At 65.8% G+C, this 17,199-nt stretch carries 18 protein-coding genes; 6 read left to right on the plus strand and 12 right to left on the minus strand.

Features of this window, described 5'->3' with window-relative positions; translation table 11 throughout:
* Positions 1–17 precede the first annotated feature (17 nt).
* Complete coding sequence (locus AC1DUR_RS19985) at positions 18–518, plus strand: Lrp/AsnC family transcriptional regulator (protein ID WP_477722037.1); 501 nt, start codon at positions 18–20, stop codon at positions 516–518.
* Here the strand turns inward: AC1DUR_RS19985 and AC1DUR_RS19990 are convergent.
* The 7 genes from AC1DUR_RS19990 to AC1DUR_RS20020 all read right to left on the minus strand — a co-directional run bounded on the left by AC1DUR_RS19990 (position 515) and on the right by AC1DUR_RS20020 (position 7,238).
* On the minus strand, positions 515–1,795 hold the full coding sequence (locus AC1DUR_RS19990; protein WP_477722038.1) for an NAD(P)/FAD-dependent oxidoreductase: 1,281 nt from the start codon (positions 1,793–1,795) through the stop codon (positions 515–517). The two genes, AC1DUR_RS19985 and AC1DUR_RS19990, sit on opposite strands and share 4 nt — an antisense overlap.
* On the minus strand, positions 1,792–2,523 hold the full coding sequence (locus AC1DUR_RS19995) for an amino acid ABC transporter ATP-binding protein (RefSeq protein ID WP_477719409.1): 732 nt from the start codon (positions 2,521–2,523) through the stop codon (positions 1,792–1,794). The genes AC1DUR_RS19990 and AC1DUR_RS19995 overlap by 4 nt, the downstream gene beginning before the upstream one ends.
* 2 nt (positions 2,524–2,525) lie before the next feature.
* Entirely contained in the window at positions 2,526–3,182 is a 657-nt protein-coding gene (locus AC1DUR_RS20000; protein WP_477719287.1) for an amino acid ABC transporter permease, read from the minus strand.
* 16 nt (positions 3,183–3,198) lie between these two features.
* On the minus strand, positions 3,199–3,942 hold the full coding sequence (locus AC1DUR_RS20005; protein ID WP_477719286.1) for an ABC transporter substrate-binding protein: 744 nt from the start codon (positions 3,940–3,942) through the stop codon (positions 3,199–3,201).
* A 248-nt stretch (positions 3,943–4,190) separates the two neighbouring features.
* Positions 4,191–4,853: an aspartate/glutamate racemase family protein gene (locus tag AC1DUR_RS20010; RefSeq protein WP_477719285.1), complete on the minus strand. Its 663-nt coding sequence runs from the start codon at positions 4,851–4,853 to the stop codon at positions 4,191–4,193.
* Positions 4,850–5,563: a cupin domain-containing protein gene (locus AC1DUR_RS20015; protein WP_477719284.1), complete on the minus strand. Its 714-nt coding sequence runs from the start codon at positions 5,561–5,563 to the stop codon at positions 4,850–4,852. The genes AC1DUR_RS20010 and AC1DUR_RS20015 overlap by 4 nt, the downstream gene beginning before the upstream one ends.
* 55 nt (positions 5,564–5,618) lie before the next feature.
* Positions 5,619–7,238: an ABC transporter substrate-binding protein gene (locus AC1DUR_RS20020; protein ID WP_477722039.1), complete on the minus strand. Its 1,620-nt coding sequence runs from the start codon at positions 7,236–7,238 to the stop codon at positions 5,619–5,621.
* A 309-nt stretch (positions 7,239–7,547) separates the two neighbouring features.
* Here AC1DUR_RS20020 and AC1DUR_RS20025 point away from each other — a divergent pair, with 309 nt between their 5' ends.
* The 4 genes from AC1DUR_RS20025 to AC1DUR_RS20040 are packed head-to-tail and all read left to right on the plus strand — an operon-like array spanning position 7,548 to position 10,573.
* The gene (locus AC1DUR_RS20025) at positions 7,548–7,754 is read left to right on the plus strand and encodes a hypothetical protein (protein WP_477719282.1); all 207 of its coding nucleotides are present in this window, start codon (positions 7,548–7,550) and stop codon (positions 7,752–7,754) included.
* A gap of 9 nt (positions 7,755–7,763) precedes the next feature.
* Positions 7,764–8,909 carry an NAD(P)/FAD-dependent oxidoreductase gene (locus tag AC1DUR_RS20030; RefSeq protein WP_477722040.1) on the plus strand — a complete coding sequence of 382 codons (1,146 nt, stop codon included), beginning with the start codon at positions 7,764–7,766 and terminating at the stop codon, positions 8,907–8,909.
* On the plus strand, positions 8,899–9,207 hold the full coding sequence (locus AC1DUR_RS20035) for a (2Fe-2S)-binding protein (RefSeq protein WP_477722041.1): 309 nt from the start codon (positions 8,899–8,901) through the stop codon (positions 9,205–9,207). The genes AC1DUR_RS20030 and AC1DUR_RS20035 overlap by 11 nt, the downstream gene beginning before the upstream one ends.
* Complete coding sequence (locus AC1DUR_RS20040) at positions 9,197–10,573, plus strand: FAD-dependent oxidoreductase (RefSeq protein WP_477722042.1); 1,377 nt, start codon at positions 9,197–9,199, stop codon at positions 10,571–10,573. Before AC1DUR_RS20035 ends, AC1DUR_RS20040 begins: the two co-directional genes overlap by 11 nt.
* 118 nt (positions 10,574–10,691) lie before the next feature.
* Here the strand turns inward: AC1DUR_RS20040 and AC1DUR_RS20045 are convergent, their stop codons facing one another.
* The 3 genes from AC1DUR_RS20045 to AC1DUR_RS20055 are packed head-to-tail and all read right to left on the minus strand — an operon-like array spanning position 10,692 to position 14,010.
* On the minus strand, positions 10,692–11,969 hold the full coding sequence (locus AC1DUR_RS20045; protein WP_477719278.1) for an NAD(P)/FAD-dependent oxidoreductase: 1,278 nt from the start codon (positions 11,967–11,969) through the stop codon (positions 10,692–10,694).
* Between the two features lie 23 nt (positions 11,970–11,992).
* Positions 11,993–12,832 (minus strand): GNAT family N-acetyltransferase, encoded by an 840-nt coding sequence (locus AC1DUR_RS20050; protein ID WP_477722043.1) that lies wholly within the window; start codon positions 12,830–12,832, stop codon positions 11,993–11,995.
* Positions 12,832–14,010: a DSD1 family PLP-dependent enzyme gene (locus AC1DUR_RS20055; protein ID WP_477722044.1), complete on the minus strand. Its 1,179-nt coding sequence runs from the start codon at positions 14,008–14,010 to the stop codon at positions 12,832–12,834. The genes AC1DUR_RS20050 and AC1DUR_RS20055 overlap by 1 nt, the downstream gene beginning before the upstream one ends.
* Before the next feature lie 123 nt (positions 14,011–14,133).
* Between AC1DUR_RS20055 and AC1DUR_RS20060 the strand changes: the two genes are divergently transcribed.
* Complete coding sequence (locus AC1DUR_RS20060) at positions 14,134–15,051, plus strand: LysR family transcriptional regulator (protein WP_477719275.1); 918 nt, start codon at positions 14,134–14,136, stop codon at positions 15,049–15,051.
* An 84-nt stretch (positions 15,052–15,135) separates the two neighbouring features.
* Here the strand turns inward: AC1DUR_RS20060 and AC1DUR_RS20065 are convergent, their stop codons facing one another.
* Both AC1DUR_RS20065 and AC1DUR_RS20070 read right to left on the minus strand, forming a co-directional pair.
* On the minus strand, positions 15,136–15,492 hold the full coding sequence (locus AC1DUR_RS20065) for a cupin domain-containing protein (RefSeq protein WP_477722045.1): 357 nt from the start codon (positions 15,490–15,492) through the stop codon (positions 15,136–15,138).
* Positions 15,493–15,551: 59 nt separating this feature from the next.
* Positions 15,552–17,180: an ABC transporter substrate-binding protein gene (locus AC1DUR_RS20070; protein WP_477719273.1), complete on the minus strand. Its 1,629-nt coding sequence runs from the start codon at positions 17,178–17,180 to the stop codon at positions 15,552–15,554.
* Positions 17,181–17,199 lie beyond the last annotated feature (19 nt).

Raw genomic sequence — 17,199 nt, forward strand, 5'->3', positions numbered from 1 at the left:
GCGCTACCATCCGTAGCATGCCCCCAGCAGTGTCCCTCGACCGCTTCGACCTCAAGATTCTTGTGCACCTCGAGCGCGAGGGACGCTGCTCGAATGTCGAGTTGGCCGACGCCGTCGGCCTCAGCCAGAGCCCGTGCCTGGTACGGACGAAACGGCTGCAGGACATCGGCGTGATTCGCGGCTATGGCGCCGACATCGCGCTGGAAAAGCTGGGCAATTGTGTGGTCGTTTTTTCCGAGGTGACGATCAGCAGCCATCGGCCTCCCGACTTCCGCAAGTTCGAAGCGGCCGCTGATCGGCACCGCGAAATCGTGGAGTGGTACAACGTCAGTGGCGGTTACGACTATCTGTTGAAAATCGTGGCGCCGAGTGTCGCCCATTTTCAGGAGCTGATGGAGCGACTGCTGCAAGACGAGATCGGCATCGAGAAGTTCACGAGCCGGATCGTTTTGCGCCAGTCGTCCGGCAAGCGCACGCATCCGCTCCATCTCATCGCGGGGCAGCGAAACCACGTCTAATCAAAGAAGTCGAGAGCCCGGTAATACGCGCCCACGAAGGGCAGAAACCACGGCGGCCCGAAATGGCCCGGCACGAAACGCCAGCGCAGGTCACGCAGCGGGTTGGCGGCCGGTTTGCCGGCAATGGTCTGCGCCATGGCATCGCCCATCAACGTCGCCAGCTGCGTGCCGCTTCCGCTGTAACCCATTGCGTAATGCAGTCCGCCGGCGCTGCCCGCACGCGGCAGGCGGTCAATCGTCATGTCGAGCACGCCGCCCCAGCAATAATCGATGCGCACCCCGTGCAATTGGGGGAACACCTTGTGCAACGTGCGCTGCAGGATCGCGCCGCTTTTCGCGTCCGAGTCGGGGCTGGACAACGCAAAGCGGGCGCGGCCCCCGAACAGCAATCGTCGATCCGGCGTCATGCGGAAGTAATTGCCGACGTTCAAGGTCGTGGTTGCATTGCGGTTGCCCGGCATCACCGAGGCCGCCAGTTCCGGCGACAGAGGCTCGGTTGCGATGAGGAAACTGCCCACCGGAATGATGCGGCGGCGGAACCAGGCGAACGGGCCGCGCTGGCAGGTTCCCGCGGCAACGAGCACCTGGTCCGCCTCGACCCGACCATGTGGCGTTTGCAAACGAAACCTCCCACCCGATGCACGTTCCAGGTCGGTTACGGGCGTGTGCACGTGGATGCGCGCTCCCTGGCTCGCCGCCACATGGGCCATGCCCACGCCGAAGCGGCCCATGTGCATCTGCGCGCTTCGTGGCCACACCAGCCCGCCGTGGAACTGGTCGGATCCAACTTCACCGCGAATCGATTCCGGTCCGACCAGGTAGATGTCCGGATCGATATCGCCATACAACTGCCGGTGCGCAGCTTGCAGTTTCTCGAAATGGTGAGGCCGTGCAGCGAGCTTGATTTTCCCGTTGCGGCGGAAGTCGCAGTCGATCTGCTCGCGAGTCACGACCTGCTCGACACAGTCCACACCGCGGCCGTAGAGCTGGTAGAGCGCACGCGCTTGCTGATGGCCAATGCGTCCTGCCGCCGCGCCGAAATCAAAAGGCATCCCGGTATTGCAGTGGCCGCCATTGCGGCCCGACGCCTCCGTCACCACCTGGCCGGCTTCGAGCACCACGACCTTGGCGCCCTGCCGGGCGAGCGTGAGCGCGGCCGAGAGGCCGGTGAAGCCCGCCCCGATGACGGCGACGTCGGCGCGCCCACCGAGTTCGCCGGGGCTGGCCGCCGCCTCGAACGGAGGCGCTGTTTCATGCCAATAAGAGCTGTTCTTCATTCAGTCGTCAGCAGGCGTCTCAGGAAGTCACGGGTGCGCGGGTTCTGCGGACGACCGAGCAGTTCCGCGGGCGGCCCCTGCTCGACCAGCACGCCGCCGTCGAGGAAGAGCACGCGATCCGCCACCTCCCGCGCGAAACCCATCTCATGGGTGACGACGACCATGGTCATGCCTTCGTCGGCGAGCGCGCGCATGACGGCGAGAACTTCCCCGACGAGTTCCGGATCGAGCGCCGAGGTCGGCTCATCGAACAGGATCGCGTCCGGGTTCATGCTCAGCGCGCGGGCTATGGCGACGCGCTGTTGCTGGCCGCCAGAGAGCTGCGCCGGATAGGTGTCGATCTTGGCGCCAAGGCCGACGCGTTCCAGCAGATCGCGCGAGCGGGCGAGAACTTTCTCGCGCGACTCCTTCTTCACATGGATCGGACCTTCCGCGACGTTCTCCAGCGCAGTGCGGTGCGGGAACAGGTTGAAGCGCTGGAACACCATGGCGACCCGGGTGCGGACCTGGCGGATCCTGCGGGAGGCGCTCTCGACCCGCTCGCCATGGACGGTGATCTCGCCGCCCTGGTAGGTCTCCAGCCCGTTGATGCAGCGCAGCAGCGTGGACTTGCCCGAGCCGGACGGCCCGATGATGCAGACCACCTCGCCCTTCTCGACCGAGAACGAGACGTCGTGGATCACCTCGTGCGAGCCGAACGACTTGCGGATGTTGCGCAGTTCGATGATGCTCATTGGGATTTCCTCATCCGCCGTTCGAGCCAGCCGTTGAACGCCGTGAGGGGCAAGCTCATGGCGAGATACATCAACGCGACCATCGTGAACACCGTGGTGTTCTGGAAGGTGGAGGAAGCGAGCAGCTTGCCCTGCAGCGACAACTCGGCGACGGTGATCGTCGAGGCGAGGGAGGAGTCCTTCAGCAGCATGACCATCGTGCTGCCATAGGGCGGCAAGGCTACCCGCACCGCCTGCGGCAGGATCACGCGCCGCATCAGCAGGCCCCAGCCCATGCCGATGGACAGGGCCGCCTCCGTCTGGCCGCGATCGATCGCCTCGATGCCGGAGCGGAACATCTCGGCCATATAGGGGGAATAGGCGATCCCGAGACCGAGGATCGCCGCCTGCACCGCCGTGAGCGAGAGCCCGAAGTCCGGACCGACGAAATAGATGTAGAACAGCGTGACCATACCGGGGATGCCGCGCACGACGACGATCACCGTGCGCGCCGTCCAGGCGAGCTGGGGGATGCCGCCCACCCGCATGAATGCCAGGACCAGGCCCAGCACGGTTGCAAGTGCGAAGGCGCCTAGCGTCACCAGCACGGTGAGGTAGACGCCCTGCATCAGGATCGGCAGGAACGCCGATGCCTGGTTCAGGACTTGGGACATGACTCCGGGGTGGGGCTCAGAGGCCCCACTTCTTCAGGATCGCGTCGAGCCGGCCGTCCTTCTGCATGGTTTCCAGGCTCTTGTCGATCCTGGCCATGAGTTCCTTGTTGCCCTGCTTCACCGCGATGTTGATCGGCCCGATCATTCCCGGCTTGTAGGATTTGACGAGCCGCACCTGCGGGAAGTTGCCCTGCGAAAGGTTGTAGGCGAGGATCGGGTAGTCGCCCACGCCGGCTTCCAGGCGGCCATTGGAGACGTCGCGCAGGATGTCGCCCAGCGAATCGTAGGCGTTGACCTGGGCGGCTCCGCTCTGCACCTTGAGGAATTCGAGATAGCGGGTACCAATCTGGCCGCCGATCTTCTTGCCCTTGAGGTCCGCGACGGCGGCATAGCCCGTGGCGTCCGTGGCCGGCACGACAAGTCCTTCGCCATACGAGTAGACGTTCTTGCTGAAGTCAACGACCTTGGCGCGCTCGGGTGAGCCGGTCATCGCGGCCGAGATGACGTCGATCTTGCCCGAGGTCAGCGCCGCGATCAGCGTGGAAAACGGCATCGGCTGGATCTCGACCTTGAAGCCGGCGTCCTTGCCGATCTCCTCGATGACGTCGACCATCATGCCCTGGATGGTGTTGGTCTTCGCGTCGAGGAAGGTGAAGGGCACGCCGGTCGGAGTGGAGCCGACCTTCAGGACGGTCTGTGCCTGCGCGGCCGCAGCCGCGCCGAGCATGGCAATCGTAACGAGAGTCCTCTTGATCCACATGGTGGTTGTTCCTTATTTTGTGATGGCAGACGCCCGTCGCCTGCCGATTGGCACTTCGTTGATTCGTGTCATGCCGGAGTTGAGTGTCGCGACTCTCGAGCAGCGAATGAGCCTGATAGTCGAGGGACGGAAAGCACAAAATGACGCATTTTCGATGCTCGGCAGCATCTTGTGTTTGCGCCGGGGTCACTGCGACTGTCATGGAACTTGAAAAGTTGTGCTGCGCCGGCTTCAGCGCGCCGCCATGCTCAAGCTGACGCCGTGACGCGGCCCACGACATCCGCCACCATCCACTCCGGGCTGGCGAGCACCGGCTTGCCGGTTCGCGTCTCCAGCTCGCTGCACAGATGCGCCAGCGAGGCTTGCGCCAGTACCAGCCGGTCGACCCGCGGCGCTAGCGCGAGCGCGGCCTGCATCACCAGGGCGTCGTGCTCTTCGCGCTGGCCGGCCGCCAGCGCGGCGAAGGCGCCCTCTACCCATAGCGGTTCGGCGTGAACCTGGGTCCCGGACGCTGCGGAGTGTTCGGCGAGCAACCCACGGCTGGGTTCCAGTGTGGATTTCGTTGTGCACACCAGGCCGACCCGGCCGTCCGACTTGGCGGCATGGCCATACATGGCGTCGTCGATCTTCACAATGGGCACCGGCACCACATGGCGCGCGATGTCGACGGCAGGTGAAGTGGACGAGCAGGTAAAGACGATCAGGTCGGCGCCCGCGTCGGCCGCGAGGGTGGCCAGCCCGACCACGCGCCGCGTGATCCCCGGCGAAGGCCCATCACGCAGCAGGTCCTGCAGGACGCTCTCGTCCAGCATGTGGAAGCAGCGCGTGTTCGGCAACTCTTTCTGGAAGCGCGGCCGAAACCGTTCGACCAGCATGGCGACGGTGTGAATGAAGGCGACTGAACGGATCATGCGCTTTGGATCACGTAGAACTTCGCGACGCGATCGCTGCTCTCCCATCCAACCGGCGCGCCCTGAGGCACGAAAAGCGCATCGCCGGCGCCCGCCGACAGCACGCTGCCATCCGGGGTTGCAAACCGCACGCTGCCGGCCAGGAGATGCATGAACTCGTTCACGCGATGCGGGCGAACAATCCGGTGGTACGGTGTGGAATCCCAGGTGCCCGCACGGTACTCCGCGCCGTCGTCGGTGAAGACGTTGTCGCTGCGGCATTGCGGGGCCGGGCCCAGGAGCACCTCCGCCGGCAGCGACGCGGACGGCTTGAAGTCGGCGTCGGCGCGCAGAGGGGTGAGGCCGCGCCTCGTCGGCTTGTCGCAAGCGGCCGCGCAAAACGAAAACCGCACGCGCGATCCGGCCAGGATGCGAAGCGCCGTACCGCACCCGATGACGGCACCCGCTTGGGGACCGAGCACCAGCGGGGCCGCCCCGTCCGCTGTCAGGGTCAGCTCGCCTTCCGCCACGACGATGGTTTCGATGTGGGGAAAGCTTGCGACTGCCAGCTCACCGATGAAGCTGGTTCGGCCCGCGATCATGGATTGGGGTCCTTCCCACGCTATTTCGCGATTTCGCGCAAAGGGGTCGTCCTTGCCGAACGCCGCCCGGCGAAAAGAGGTTGAAACGGGTGCGCCGTCGGCACGGTGCAGCATTAGGGCCACGGTCATGATTGCTCCTGCGCATTGCGCGATGATTTCACTTGAAACTTGGCAGAGGTAGTGGTCATGCCTCCAACCAGACGTGTTCGGCGAAGGCGTAGCCCATCATTCCCCCGAGCGGGACTGGCGACAGGCCCTTGAGCTTCTTGCTGTGCCCATCGAGGTTGGACATGAAGAATGGGATGCCGATGCCGCCCTGCTCGTGGATCATGACCTGCATGTCGGCGTACATCTGCGTGCGTTTTGCCAGATCGGTTTCGCCGCGCGCGGCCACAAGCAGCTGGTCGAACTTTTCGTTCTTCCAGCCCGCTTCGTTCCAGGGCGCATCCGACTTGAAGAACTGCGTCAGGAGCACATCGGCGCTGGGGCGCGGAAGGATATTGCCGAAGCCCACCGGGTGCTTCATCCAGTGCTGCGACCAGTAGCCGTCGGAGGGCATGCGGCGCACGTCCAGGTTCAGGCCGGCCTGCTTGGCCGCGTGCTGCAGGACCAGCCCCATTTCCACCGAGTTGGTTGCGGCGGGCGAGACCACCAACGGAATGGGGGTGCTGCCCAAGTTGGCCTTCTGCACGTGCCACTTGGCCTTGTCGGCGTCGTGCGGACGCTGCTTGAGGCCCTTGAAGTAGAAGCGGTTGGTCGGGTCGATTGGCTGGTCGTTGGCCACCACCCCATAACCCTGCACGATGGACTTGAGCATCTGCTCGCGATTGAACAGGTACTTCATGGCCAACACGAAGTCAGGGTTGCTGCCGGGGTTGCTGTCGCGCCGCATGACCAGGTCCGTGTACGTGCCGGCCTTGCTCTCGAAGACCGCATGCTTGCTGGAAGCTTTGACCCGATCGACCGAGCGCGAGTTGACCGAGCCGATCAGGTCCAGCTCGCCAGTCAGTAACGCGTTGACGCGCGCCGTTTCGTCGCCGATGCCCACATACTCGATCTCGTCCAGGTACGGGCGATTCGGCTTCCAGTAGCTTTCATTGCGCACGCCCACCGACCGGACGCCGGGCCTGAACTCCTGGACCTTGTAGGGCCCGGTGCCGATGCCGGCGTTGAAATCGGTGGTGCCGTCCTTGACGATCAGGAAGTGAAAGGTGCCCAGGATCACAGGCAGGTCGGCATTGGGCCCCGTGAGCGTGATGGTGACTTCGCTCGGCCCGGTGGCCTTCACATCCTCGATCTGGTCGGCCAGCGATTTGGCTTTGGAGCCGGTCGCCGGATTCTTGTGACGCATGATCGAAAACACCACGTCGGCGGGTGTGAGCGGCTTGCCGTCGTGGAACGTCACGCCCTTGCGCAGCTTGAAGACCCAAACCTTCGCATCATTGCTTGCGAACTCCTCGGCCAACGCGGGCTGCGGCGTCAGGCTGCCGTCCAGCGACGTGAGCCCGTTGTAGAACATTGAAGCGCGGATGTAGTCGGTGTGGTTGGAACCCTTGGCCGGATCCAGCGTGTCGCTGACGGCCGCCGTCGCGCCGGCCACCTTGATGCGGCCGCCGCGGCGCGGCGTCTGCGCATGCGCCGTGGCCGCGACGCTCGCGATGCTGCCGGCGAGTGCTGCCTGCATGCCGCCCGCCATCATCATCGCAAGGACATCGCGGCGGCTCGCGCCGCGATGCAATGCACCCAGGATGCGCTGGCTTTCTTTCGGGCCGATCAGTTCGCCCAACTGCGTGTTGTGTTCCATGGATCTCGCCCTTTCGGTGGTTGAGTTAGTGCGCGAAGTTATCCTCGGCGCGCTGCCGACGATTGGACGGATTTGTCGTTTGGCACGACTTGCTGCCTGGCGGGCAACAACACAATGGAATGCTGCAGCGGCGGCACCACACGGTGGCGGGTTCACACCGCAGTTTTGGCCGCGTCCAGGCCGCATCCGGTATTTGCTGCTGCTCCTGCGCGCGTATGCGACGCCATGTACTGCGAAGGCGGCGTAATCTTGTTTGCATGAACCCACCTTGATTGCATGAACACACGCAGGGCGTGCAGGAGACCTGAAATGAGCGACCAGACAATGCCGCAATACGAGCTGCGCTTCCAGTCCCTTGTCGATGGGCAGTGCTACGCGTTTCCATGCAATCCCGCGGGCCATGTCGACATGAACCAGTTGAGCGACCGGGTGCGCAACGACTATCTCTTTGCGCGCGCCTTGGTTGGCCGCGACATGGCCCCCCCGGCCATGGAGTGTTGCAGGATGTCCCGTTGATTGGAATACATGTTTGCTAGCGATGTGATCGTGATTGGCGGCGGCCTGGTCGGCACCGCAGTGGCCTATGGGCTGGCGCAGCCCGGCAAGAACATCACGGTATTGGATGAAGGCGACGATGCGTTTCGCGCGTCGCGCGGGAACTTCGGCCTGATCTGGGTCCACGGCAAGGGCCGCGGCATTCCCCAATATGCCCGCTGGACCCGGGAGTCCGCCCGGCAGTGGCCCGCGCTGGCAGCCCAACTCCAGGAGCAAACCGGCATCGATGTCCAGGCCAAGCAGATGGGCGCTTTCACCCTGTGCTTCTCCGAGGCTGAACTCGAGGCGCGGCGCGAGCGGCTTGCCGCCGTGCGCGATGAAGCAGGCGGCGACTACCCGTACGAGATCCTGGACCGCGCGGCCCTGCTGCGGCGATTGCCCCATGTCGGACCGACGGTGATCGGGGGCAGCTACTCGCCGATGGACGGCCACGTCAATCCACTCAAGCTGCTGCGCGCCTTGCACAGTGCGTGCACACAGCGAGGCGTGATGCTCAAGACGGGCCACGGCGTGCAGCGCATCACGCATGCAGACGGCCTGTTCACGGCGCACAGCGGCGGCCAGCAGTTTCGCGCGCCCAAGCTGGTGCTGGCGGCGGGGTTGGGCAATGCAGGCCTGGCCGGGCAAGTGGGCCTGCATGCGCCGGTGCGGCCGAATCGCGGGCAATTGATCGTCACCGAGCGATGCGAAAAGATCCTCGACTATCCCACCGGCCATATCCGTCAGACCGATGAGGGCGGCATCCAGATCGGGGAGTCCATGGAAGATGCGGGCTTTGACGACAGCACGACGAATAGCACGCTGGCCGAACTCGCGCGCCGCGCCGTCGCCAGTTTTCCCGTGATCGGCCAGCTCAACGTGGTTCGGGTATGGGGCGCGTTGCGGGTGATGACGCCTGACGGTTATCCGATCTACCAGGAATCGAAGTCCTGCCCAGGCGCGTACGTCGTCACTTGCCACAGCGGCGTGACCCTGGCCGCGGCCCATGCCTTTCGAATCGCCCCGTGGATCAACGGCGCAGCGGCACCCGAGGAGCTGGGGGCCTTTCGGGGCGACCGCTTTCCCGTCGCCGCTGCCCCTCCAACACAGGCCTTGGACCACCACCATGCCCACTGAACCGCTCTTTCGCCCGATCTCCGCCGCCACCGAGGTTTTGATCGAGGTCGAGTTCGACGGTCGCCCCCTGAAGGTGCCTGGCCAAGGCTCGGTGGCTGCCGCCTTGCTGGCGGCCGGCGTGACGCGCTTCCGCTCCACACCCGTGTCGGGTGCGCCGCGTGCTCCCTACTGCATGATGGGCGTCTGCTTCGAATGTCTGCTGGAAATCGACGGCATTGCCAATCGCCAGGCCTGCCTCGTGACCGTGCAACCGGGCATGAAGATCCGCTCGCAGGAAGGCGCCCGCCATGCAACTTGACGCGGTGGACGTGGCGGTGGTCGGCGCGGGCCCGGCGGGTCTCGCAGCGGCCGCCACCGCGGCCGAACTGGGGCTGTCGGTCGCGCTGCTCGACGAGCAGGCGCATCCCGGCGGACAAATCTACCGCGACGTCGCGCGCGCCGGCGTCGATCGGCTGCAGGTGCTCGGCGACGACTATGCCGCCGGACGAGCGCTGGCCCTGCGCTTCGCACAATCGACGGCGCGGCACGTGGGCGGTGCAGCCGTCTGGCAAGTCACCCGCGATCGCGTCATTCACTACTTGAAGGATGGGCGATCCCAGTCCATCACAGCCGGCCAGGTCATCCTGTGCACCGGTGCGATGGAGCGGCCGTTTCCGATTCCGGGCTGGACACTGCCCGGCGTGATGACCGCCGGCGCGGCGCAGATCCTTCTCAAGAGCGCCGGGCTCGCGCCGTCGCAGCCCGTCGTGCTGGCAGGCTGCGGACCGCTGCTGTATCTGCTGGCCTGGCAGTACTTGCGGGCCGGTGTGCGCATCGGCGCCATCGTCGACACCACGCAGCGAGGCGACTACTTGCGGGCTCTGCGCCACGTCGGTGGCGCCCTGGCGGGATGGCGCGATGTGAGGAAGGGCCTCGGCCTGATCCGCAGCATCAAGGGCGCCGGCATCCCCTTCTATCGCGGCGCATCCGATCTTGCGGTGGAAGGCGGCGAACGGGCCACGGCCCTGAGCTTTCGCATCGGGACCACGTCGCACCGTGTCCAGACCGACCTCATCCTGCTGCATCAAGGCGTGGTGCCGAACAACCAGATCACAGCGTCGCTGCGCCTCGCGCACCGTTGGGACGACCAGCAGCTGTGCTGGGTGCCGGCGGCCGATGCCTGGGGCCGCCTCGCGCTGGATGGCTTCCTGATCGCCGGCGACGGTCGTGGCATTTCAGGCGGCGCCGCAGCGGCCTTGCAAGGACAGCTCGCCGCACTGGCTGCGGCGCACAGCGCCGGGCGCTTGCCCGAACTCGAGCGCGACCGCGAGGCCGAGCCGCTGCGGTCGGCGCTGCGTCGCCAACTGCACATCCGGCCCTTCCTCGATACGCTTTACCGTCCCAAGCTCCAGCACCGCGTGCCGGCCGACGACGTGATCGCCTGCCGCTGCGAGGAAGTCTCGGCCGGCGAGCTGCGCCGGATGGTCGCGCTCGGCTGCACGGGGCCGAGCCAGACCAAAGCCTTCTCACGCTGCGGCATGGGCCCCTGCCAGGGCCGCCTTTGCGGCCTCACTGTTACCGAGGTCATCGCGCAGGCGCGCGGCGTCTCTCCGGCCGAGGTCGGCCACTACCGGATCCGCCCTCCCATCAAGCCGATCACGCTCGAAGAGCTGGCGGCACTTTGATTCCCCCGCACACTTTGTCATTGCGGGCTTGACCCGCAATCCATCGCACGTTGGCCGACGCCATCTCCGGCGAGGCATGGATCCCGGGTCAAGCCCGGGATGACAACCCAGGGGGGCGTCAGGACAGCTTGTCCTTCAGCCGGTAATACGCACCGACCAGCGGCAGGAACCAGGGAGGGCCGAAGTGGCCCGGGATGGCGGGCCAGGTGAAGTCTTTCCAGGGATTCAGGTCGGTGCGTCCGTCCATGACCTCCGCCATGATCGTCCCCATCAGGGTCGACATCTGGGTGCCATGGCCGCTGTAGCCCATGGAGTAATAGATGCCGTTGCGCTCGCCGGCGCGTGGTAGCCGGTCACGCGTCATGTCGACCATGCCGCCCCAGCAATAGTCGATGCGCGCGCTGCGGAGCTCGGGAAAGATGTCGTGCAGTGCATCGCGCAAGATCACGCCGCTTTTTTCGTCCGAAGCCGGGTCGGAGACGGCAAAGCGGGCGCGCCCCCCGAAGAGCAGCCGGTTGTCGGGCGTGGTGCGGAAGTAGTTGACCAGGTTCTTCGTATCGACCGCCATCCGGCGCCTCGGCAGGAGCCGATCCAGAGTCGCCGTCGGCAGGGGTTCGGTGACGATCAGGAATGCGCCGACCGGCACGATCCTGCGGCGGATCCAGCCCAGCGGCCCGGTCTGCGAGGTTCCGCTCGCCAGAAAAACTTGGCTTGCATGGAGCCGGCCCTTCGGTGTTTCGATCAGGTGGCCTCCGCCAGGCGCCGGTCGCAGGCCCGTCATCGGCGTGTGCTCGTGGATTTCAGCGCCGCGCCGCGCCGCCGCTTCCGCCAGGCCGCGGACGAAGCGCCCCACATGCATGCCGGCGCCCTTGCGGTAGACCAGCCCGCCGTAGTAGCGGTCCGACCCCACCTCGCTCGCCAGATCCGCGCGGCTCACCATCGCCGTGTCGGGATCGACGTTGGCGGCCAGCAGTTCCTGGCTGCGCACCAGCTTCTCGTAGTGCTCGGGCTTGGCCGCCAGCTTGATCTTGCCGACGCGCGCGAAACTGCAGTCGATGTTCTCTTCGGCCACCAGGCGCTCGACCATGTCGACCCCGGCGTCGAAAGCCCGGTAGAGCCGGTTCGCGACGTCCTTGCCGAGTTTGGCCGACATCATGCCGTAGTCCTGGGCGAAGCCGTTGTTGCACATGCCGCCGTTGCGGCCGGATGCCGCGTTGCCGACCGTCTCCGCTTCCAGCAGCACGACGCGTGCGCCCTTCTTCGCAAGCGCCAGCGCGGCCGAAGAACCGGTGAGGCCGCCACCGATCACTGCAACGTCGCAGCTGCCCTGCACCGGCCCCGGGTCGGCGCTCTTGAATGGCTCCGATGTGTCCAACCAATAGGATGTCAGCTTCATATCGCCTCTGGAATGATTGTTGTCTAATTGAACGACTGGCTGGCGAGCCCGAACATGCACGCCGGGCCGGTGGAGGCAAGCTGTGTCCCGAGGACCATGGTGGTGGCGTTATCGACCTGCCGCAGGCCGATGCGTTCGAGCCACTCCCCGAGTTGCAAGGCGGCGGAGGTATCGACCCGCACGAACGCGCTCCCGAGCCGCGCGAGCGCGGCCTCGATCAAGGCGCGCGCATCGGACGGGCTTTCGGCGACCACAGGACCGATGACATGGCCGCGGCCGAACAGGCGGCAAATGGCGTAGCCGCGGGGCACGCCGTCACGCAGAAGCACATCAGCGTCGCCGAGCTCGACGAGCCGGCGCAGCATCGCTTGTCTCGCCCAGCCCGTAGCTTGCTGATCAAGACGCGCGACCGCCTCGAAATCCGGCGCAGCCATCGCCCTGACGAGGCTGGGCGGCGGCGCCTCATGGCGCTCCTTGGGAACCCCCTGATGCTGCTGGATGACACCGATGGGCACAAACCCACGGCGCTCATAAAGCGCCAGACCTTCGGCCGTCGAGTTCAAGGTGATGGTGCGCGGGTGTGCCGCCGCCAGCAGCTCATCCATCAGCCGGGCACCATAACCGCGGCCTTGGGCGGCTTTCGCGACGATGATCATCCCGGCGCAAGCATGGGCCTCGCCGTACGGCCACCAGACTGCGGTCCCGATCACCTCGCCGGCGGCGTCCTGCAGCACGAACCCTTGGCCCAGCTGGAGCGCGACATCCCAGTCCTCGATCCGATAGGGCCAGGCCATCTCCTGCGACAACTTCAGGGCGCCTTCCAGGTGTGCTTTGGCGAACGGCACCAGGACCACGTCATCCATCACAGCCAGCCCCCGAAACGCGGCCACTCGGCCTCGACCTTGCCGGAGGTGCCGCGGACGACGTGATAGCCCCGGTGCTGGGCGCTCGTGGCGCAAGCGTGGTTCGGCAGAATCCGCACGCGGTCCCCGATGGCGAGGTCCGGCAGCACCCCGTTCGAGCCTGGCCGCACCGTGATGATCCCGTGTTCCTGGTTCGCATCGCCAACAATCAAGTCGGCATAGGGGATGCCGGCGGTGTCGCACACCAGCCCGTAGCCTTGGTTGACCGCCTGCTTGGAGGTGCCTCGGTCCTGCGACATGGCCATCCAGCCCGCGTCGATGAGGATCCATCCCTTCTCGCGCTGGTGCCCGATCACCGTCGCGAGCACCGAAACGGCGATGTCCTCGACCTGGCAGACGCCGACCCCGGCCATCACGAGATCGAAGAACACGAACACGCCCGCCCGCACTTCGGTCACGCCGGTAAGGTCTGTTGCGCTATGTGCCGTCGGGGTGGAGCCCACACTGAGCACGGGGCAAGCCAGCCCTGCTTCCCGCAGGATCGCGGCGGCGTCGACAACGCTGCGCCGCTCGGCCTCCGCACACTGTCGCAAGGCCTCGGCCCCGCGCGCGGTGTAGCTCCCGCCGGCATGGGTCATCACGCCGCGCAGTTCCGCACCGGCCTCGAGGGCACGGCCGATATCGACAAGGCGCTGCCTGTCGCCAGGCAGCACGCCCGAGCGGTGGCCATCACAGTCGATCTCGATGAGGGCCGGAATGCGCGTTCCCGCCTCGCGTGAGGCCTGCGCAACGGCCTGTGCCTGTTCCACGGTATCCAGCACCACGGCAACATCGGCGCCCTGGGCGCGCAACCCAAGCACCTGCGGCAGCTTGGCTGGCGCAATGCCGACGGCGTAGATGATGTCCCGCACGCCGGCCGCCACGAACTGCTCAGCCTCCCTGAGCGTCGAAACAGTGGCGGGACCGGCCGGCGAGCTCATGACGCGCCTTGCGACCTCCACCGACTTGGCTGTCTTGAGATGCGGACGCAGGGACACGCCAAGGCCGTCGAGCCGGGCTCGCAAGCGTGCGATGTTCCGCTCCATGCGGTCAGCGTCGAGGATGAGGCAAGGGGTCGCCAGTTCATCCAGCGTGCTTGCCGTCTTTTGCGCTTGCTCTTGCTCTTGCGCCTGTTCCATGGATATTGCTGTTCCCAATGTGTTGTCTCCAGTTGTGCTTCAGATCACGTTCCAGGCATATTGCGCCGGTTTGATGCAGATTACAATTAATCAAGTCTGCACTCACAGTTAAGGCTGCCCTTTATGATCAGCTCGGACGATCTTCACTTTTTCAACGTGTTGGCCAAGTCTGCGACGCTTGCCGAAAGCGCCAGGAAGCTGGACGTCACGCCGCCCGCCGTCACCCAGCGCTTGCAGGCGCTGGAGGCCCGTATCGGAATCCGCCTGATCGACCGGTCCGGCCGCAAGATGAGCCTGACCGATGAAGGCGCCCTCGTTGCATCGCACGGGATGATCGTGGCCGATGCGCTGGAGGCCCTCTCCGAGGCCTTGGCCGATCGAAAGAAGGCGGTCGGCGGGCACCTGCGCATTGCCGCCCCTCACGGCTTTGGCCGGGTTCATGTGGCACCGGTGGCCGACGCTTTTGCACGGACCCATCCCGGCGTGACGGTCACCCTCGACCTCTCCGACCATCCGGGCGCGCAATCGGTCGAGACCAGCGACGTCATCATTCACATCGGCCCGCCGGGATCCCTCAACCAGATCGTGACGACGCTGGCGCCGAACCGGCGCATCCTCTGCGCCAGCCCGGACTATCTGGCCAAGGCCGCACCGATTCACTCGCCTTCAGACCTGATGCGGCATCGCTGCCTCGTGGTCAGGGAAAACGACGAGGACGTCACCCTCTGGCGCTTCCTGCACCCTTCCCGGGAGCCGGAGACAATCCGCATCCACCCCACCATGTGCAGCAATGACGGGGCGGTCGTGCGCGACTGGGCGCTCGCAGGGCAAGGTGTCGCGATCCGGTCGGAGTGGAATATTGCCGGCGACCTGGCGGCCCGCCGGCTCAAGCGGGTACTTCCGGGCTGGGAAATTCCCGCCGCGGATGTCATCGCCATGCTTGGGACACGCTTCGGACGGAGCGCGCGCACAACGGCCTTTCTGGCCATGCTGCGCCAAGCCCTTTCGCCGCCGCCGTGGCGGCGAAAGGCGGGTCGCTGACTCAGCCCTTCGCTGGGCCGCTCCCAAGGAGGGCTGCGCCCCCTCGGGGGGCAGCGAACGCAGTGAGCGTGGGGGCTGGCACCCTCAGGCCGTGACCCAGACCTTGCGCACGGTTTCGAGCGTGCGCCAGGTGCCTGTGTAGCCGGGCTTCATGATGAAGCAATCGCCCGCCCTGTAGGTCACCGAGGGCCGTCCATCCTCGGTGATCTCGGCCACCCCGGACAGGATCAGGCAGAACTCCCACGTGTCGCCCTTGATGGAGCGGTTGACCCCCGGGGTCGACTCGAACACGCCGGCACGGACCTTGCCGTCCTTGGCACTGTCGACATCCCAGCTGCGACACACGATGTCGCCTTCGATGACGCGATCGGCGGGCGGCCGGTATTCGCGCGGCTCGCCAAGTTGGTCGAGCTTGAATGTGACGAGAAGATTGTTGGGCATGGAATTGGGGTCCTTGGGACAAAAAGAAACGTGGCGAGCTCAGCTGCGACAGCTGGTGTTCATGCGTCGAGCCAGACGTTCTCCGCAAAGTTGTACCCCATCAACCCACCCAGCGGAATCGGCGACAGGCCCTTGAGCTTTTTCGTATGGCCGTCGATGCTGGACATGAAGAACGGAACACCGATGCCCCCGTCCTCGTGGATCATGACCTGCATGTCGGCGTACATCTTCGCGCGCTTGGCCGTGTCGGGTTGCGCCCGCGCGGCCAGTAGCAGTTGGTCGAACTTCGGGTTCTTCCAGCCTGCCTCGTTCCACGGCGCGTCGGACTTGAAGAACTGCGTGAGCAGCACGTCGGCCGACGGCCGCGGGTTGATGTTGCCGAAGCCCACCGGATGCTTCATCCAATGCTGCGACCAATAGCCGTCCGCCGGCATGCGGCGCACATCCAGGTTCAGCCCGATCTGGCGTGCGGCGTGCTGCATAACCAGGGCCATCTCCGCGGAGTTGGTGGCGGCGGGCGACACCACCACCGGGATGGCTGCGCTGCCGAGGTTGGCCTTCTGCACGTGCCACTTGGCCTTTTCGGGGTCGTAGGGCCGCTGCTTGAGCCCCTTGAAGTAGAAGCGGTCGCTGGGGTGGATGGGCTGGTCGTTGGCCATCTCGCCGTAGCCCAGCAGGATGGACTTGACCATCTGCTCGCGGTTGAACAGGTGCTTCATCGCCAGCACGAAGTCCGGGTTGCTGCCGGGTGCGCTGTCTCGGCGCATGATCAGGTCGGTGTAGAGGCCGGCCTTGGTCTCAAAGATCGCGTGCTTGGCGCTGCCCTTGATGCGGTCCACCGAGCGCGGGTTGATGGCCATGGTCAGGTCGATCTCGCCGGTCAGGAGCGCGTTGACGCGCGCCGCCTCGTCGCCGATGCCCACATACTCAATCTCGTCTAGGTAGGGGCGGTTGGGCTTCCAGTAGTTGTCGTTGCGCACGGCCACCGAGCGCACACCCGGCTTGAAATCCTTGAGCTTGTAGGGGCCGGTGCCGATGCCCGCCATGTGCGCGTTCACGTCGGTGACGCCGTCGCGCACGATATGGAAGTGCCAGGTACCCAGAATGGCCGGCAGGTCGGCGTTGGGTGCCACGAGGCGGATGGTCACTTCGTGCGGGCCGGTGGCCTTCACCTCTTCGATCTGCTCGGCCAGCACCTTGGCCTTGGAGCCGGTCGACGGATCCTTGTGACGCAGGATGGAGAACACCACGTCGGCAGAGGTGAACGGCTTGCCGTCGTGAAAAGTCACGCCCTGGCGCAGCTTGAACACCCAGGTTCTGGCGTCCTTGGTGCTGAACTCCTCGGCCAGCGCAGGCCGGGGCGTCAGGCTGCCGTCTAGGGAGGTCAGCCCGTTGTAGAACATGCAGCTGCGGATGTAGTCGGTGTGGTTGGAGCACTTGGCCGGATCCAGCGTGTCGCTGAGCGCGGCGGTCGCCCCGGCCACCTTGATGCGCCCGCCCTTGCGCGGGGCCGCCGCCTGCGCCGCGGCCGCCGTCGAGGCCAGGCTGCCCGCCAGCGCGGCCTGCATGCCGCCGGCCGCCAGCATGGCCAGCACGTCGCGCCGGCTGGCGCCGCGCTGCAGTTCGCCCATGATGCGATGGCTCTCTTCGGGGCCTATCAGGCTGCTTATCTGCTCTTGTTTTGTCATTTTTGTGTCTCCTCGGTGG

The organism is Polaromonas sp. P4_F4 (assembly GCF_056401355.1).

Bases quoted from the DNA above. Each gene is read 5' to 3' on its own strand.
- AC1DUR_RS19990 (WP_477722038.1), bottom strand. From the start codon at position 1,795: ATGAAGAACAGCTCTTATTGGCATGAAACAGCGCCTCCGTTCGAGGCG.
- AC1DUR_RS20070 (WP_477719273.1), bottom strand. From the start codon at position 17,180: ATGACAAAACAAGAGCAGATAAGCAGCCTGATAGGCCCCGAAGAGAGC.
- AC1DUR_RS20060 (WP_477719275.1), top strand. From the start codon at position 14,134: ATGATCAGCTCGGACGATCTTCACTTTTTCAACGTGTTGGCCAAGTCT.
- AC1DUR_RS20010 (WP_477719285.1), bottom strand. From the start codon at position 4,853: ATGATCCGTTCAGTCGCCTTCATTCACACCGTCGCCATGCTGGTCGAA.
- AC1DUR_RS20020 (WP_477722039.1), bottom strand. From the start codon at position 7,238: ATGGAACACAACACGCAGTTGGGCGAACTGATCGGCCCGAAAGAAAGC.
- AC1DUR_RS20025 (WP_477719282.1), top strand. From the start codon at position 7,548: ATGAGCGACCAGACAATGCCGCAATACGAGCTGCGCTTCCAGTCCCTT.
- AC1DUR_RS20005 (WP_477719286.1), bottom strand. From the start codon at position 3,942: ATGTGGATCAAGAGGACTCTCGTTACGATTGCCATGCTCGGCGCGGCT.
- AC1DUR_RS20035 (WP_477722041.1), top strand. From the start codon at position 8,899: ATGCCCACTGAACCGCTCTTTCGCCCGATCTCCGCCGCCACCGAGGTT.
- AC1DUR_RS20065 (WP_477722045.1), bottom strand. From the start codon at position 15,492: ATGCCCAACAATCTTCTCGTCACATTCAAGCTCGACCAACTTGGCGAG.
- AC1DUR_RS20050 (WP_477722043.1), bottom strand. From the start codon at position 12,832: ATGGATGACGTGGTCCTGGTGCCGTTCGCCAAAGCACACCTGGAAGGC.
- AC1DUR_RS20045 (WP_477719278.1), bottom strand. From the start codon at position 11,969: ATGAAGCTGACATCCTATTGGTTGGACACATCGGAGCCATTCAAGAGC.
- AC1DUR_RS20015 (WP_477719284.1), bottom strand. From the start codon at position 5,563: ATGACCGTGGCCCTAATGCTGCACCGTGCCGACGGCGCACCCGTTTCA.
- AC1DUR_RS20000 (WP_477719287.1), bottom strand. From the start codon at position 3,182: ATGTCCCAAGTCCTGAACCAGGCATCGGCGTTCCTGCCGATCCTGATG.
- AC1DUR_RS20040 (WP_477722042.1), top strand. From the start codon at position 9,197: ATGCAACTTGACGCGGTGGACGTGGCGGTGGTCGGCGCGGGCCCGGCG.
- AC1DUR_RS20030 (WP_477722040.1), top strand. From the start codon at position 7,764: ATGTTTGCTAGCGATGTGATCGTGATTGGCGGCGGCCTGGTCGGCACC.
- AC1DUR_RS20055 (WP_477722044.1), bottom strand. From the start codon at position 14,010: ATGGAACAGGCGCAAGAGCAAGAGCAAGCGCAAAAGACGGCAAGCACG.
- AC1DUR_RS19985 (WP_477722037.1), top strand. From the start codon at position 18: ATGCCCCCAGCAGTGTCCCTCGACCGCTTCGACCTCAAGATTCTTGTG.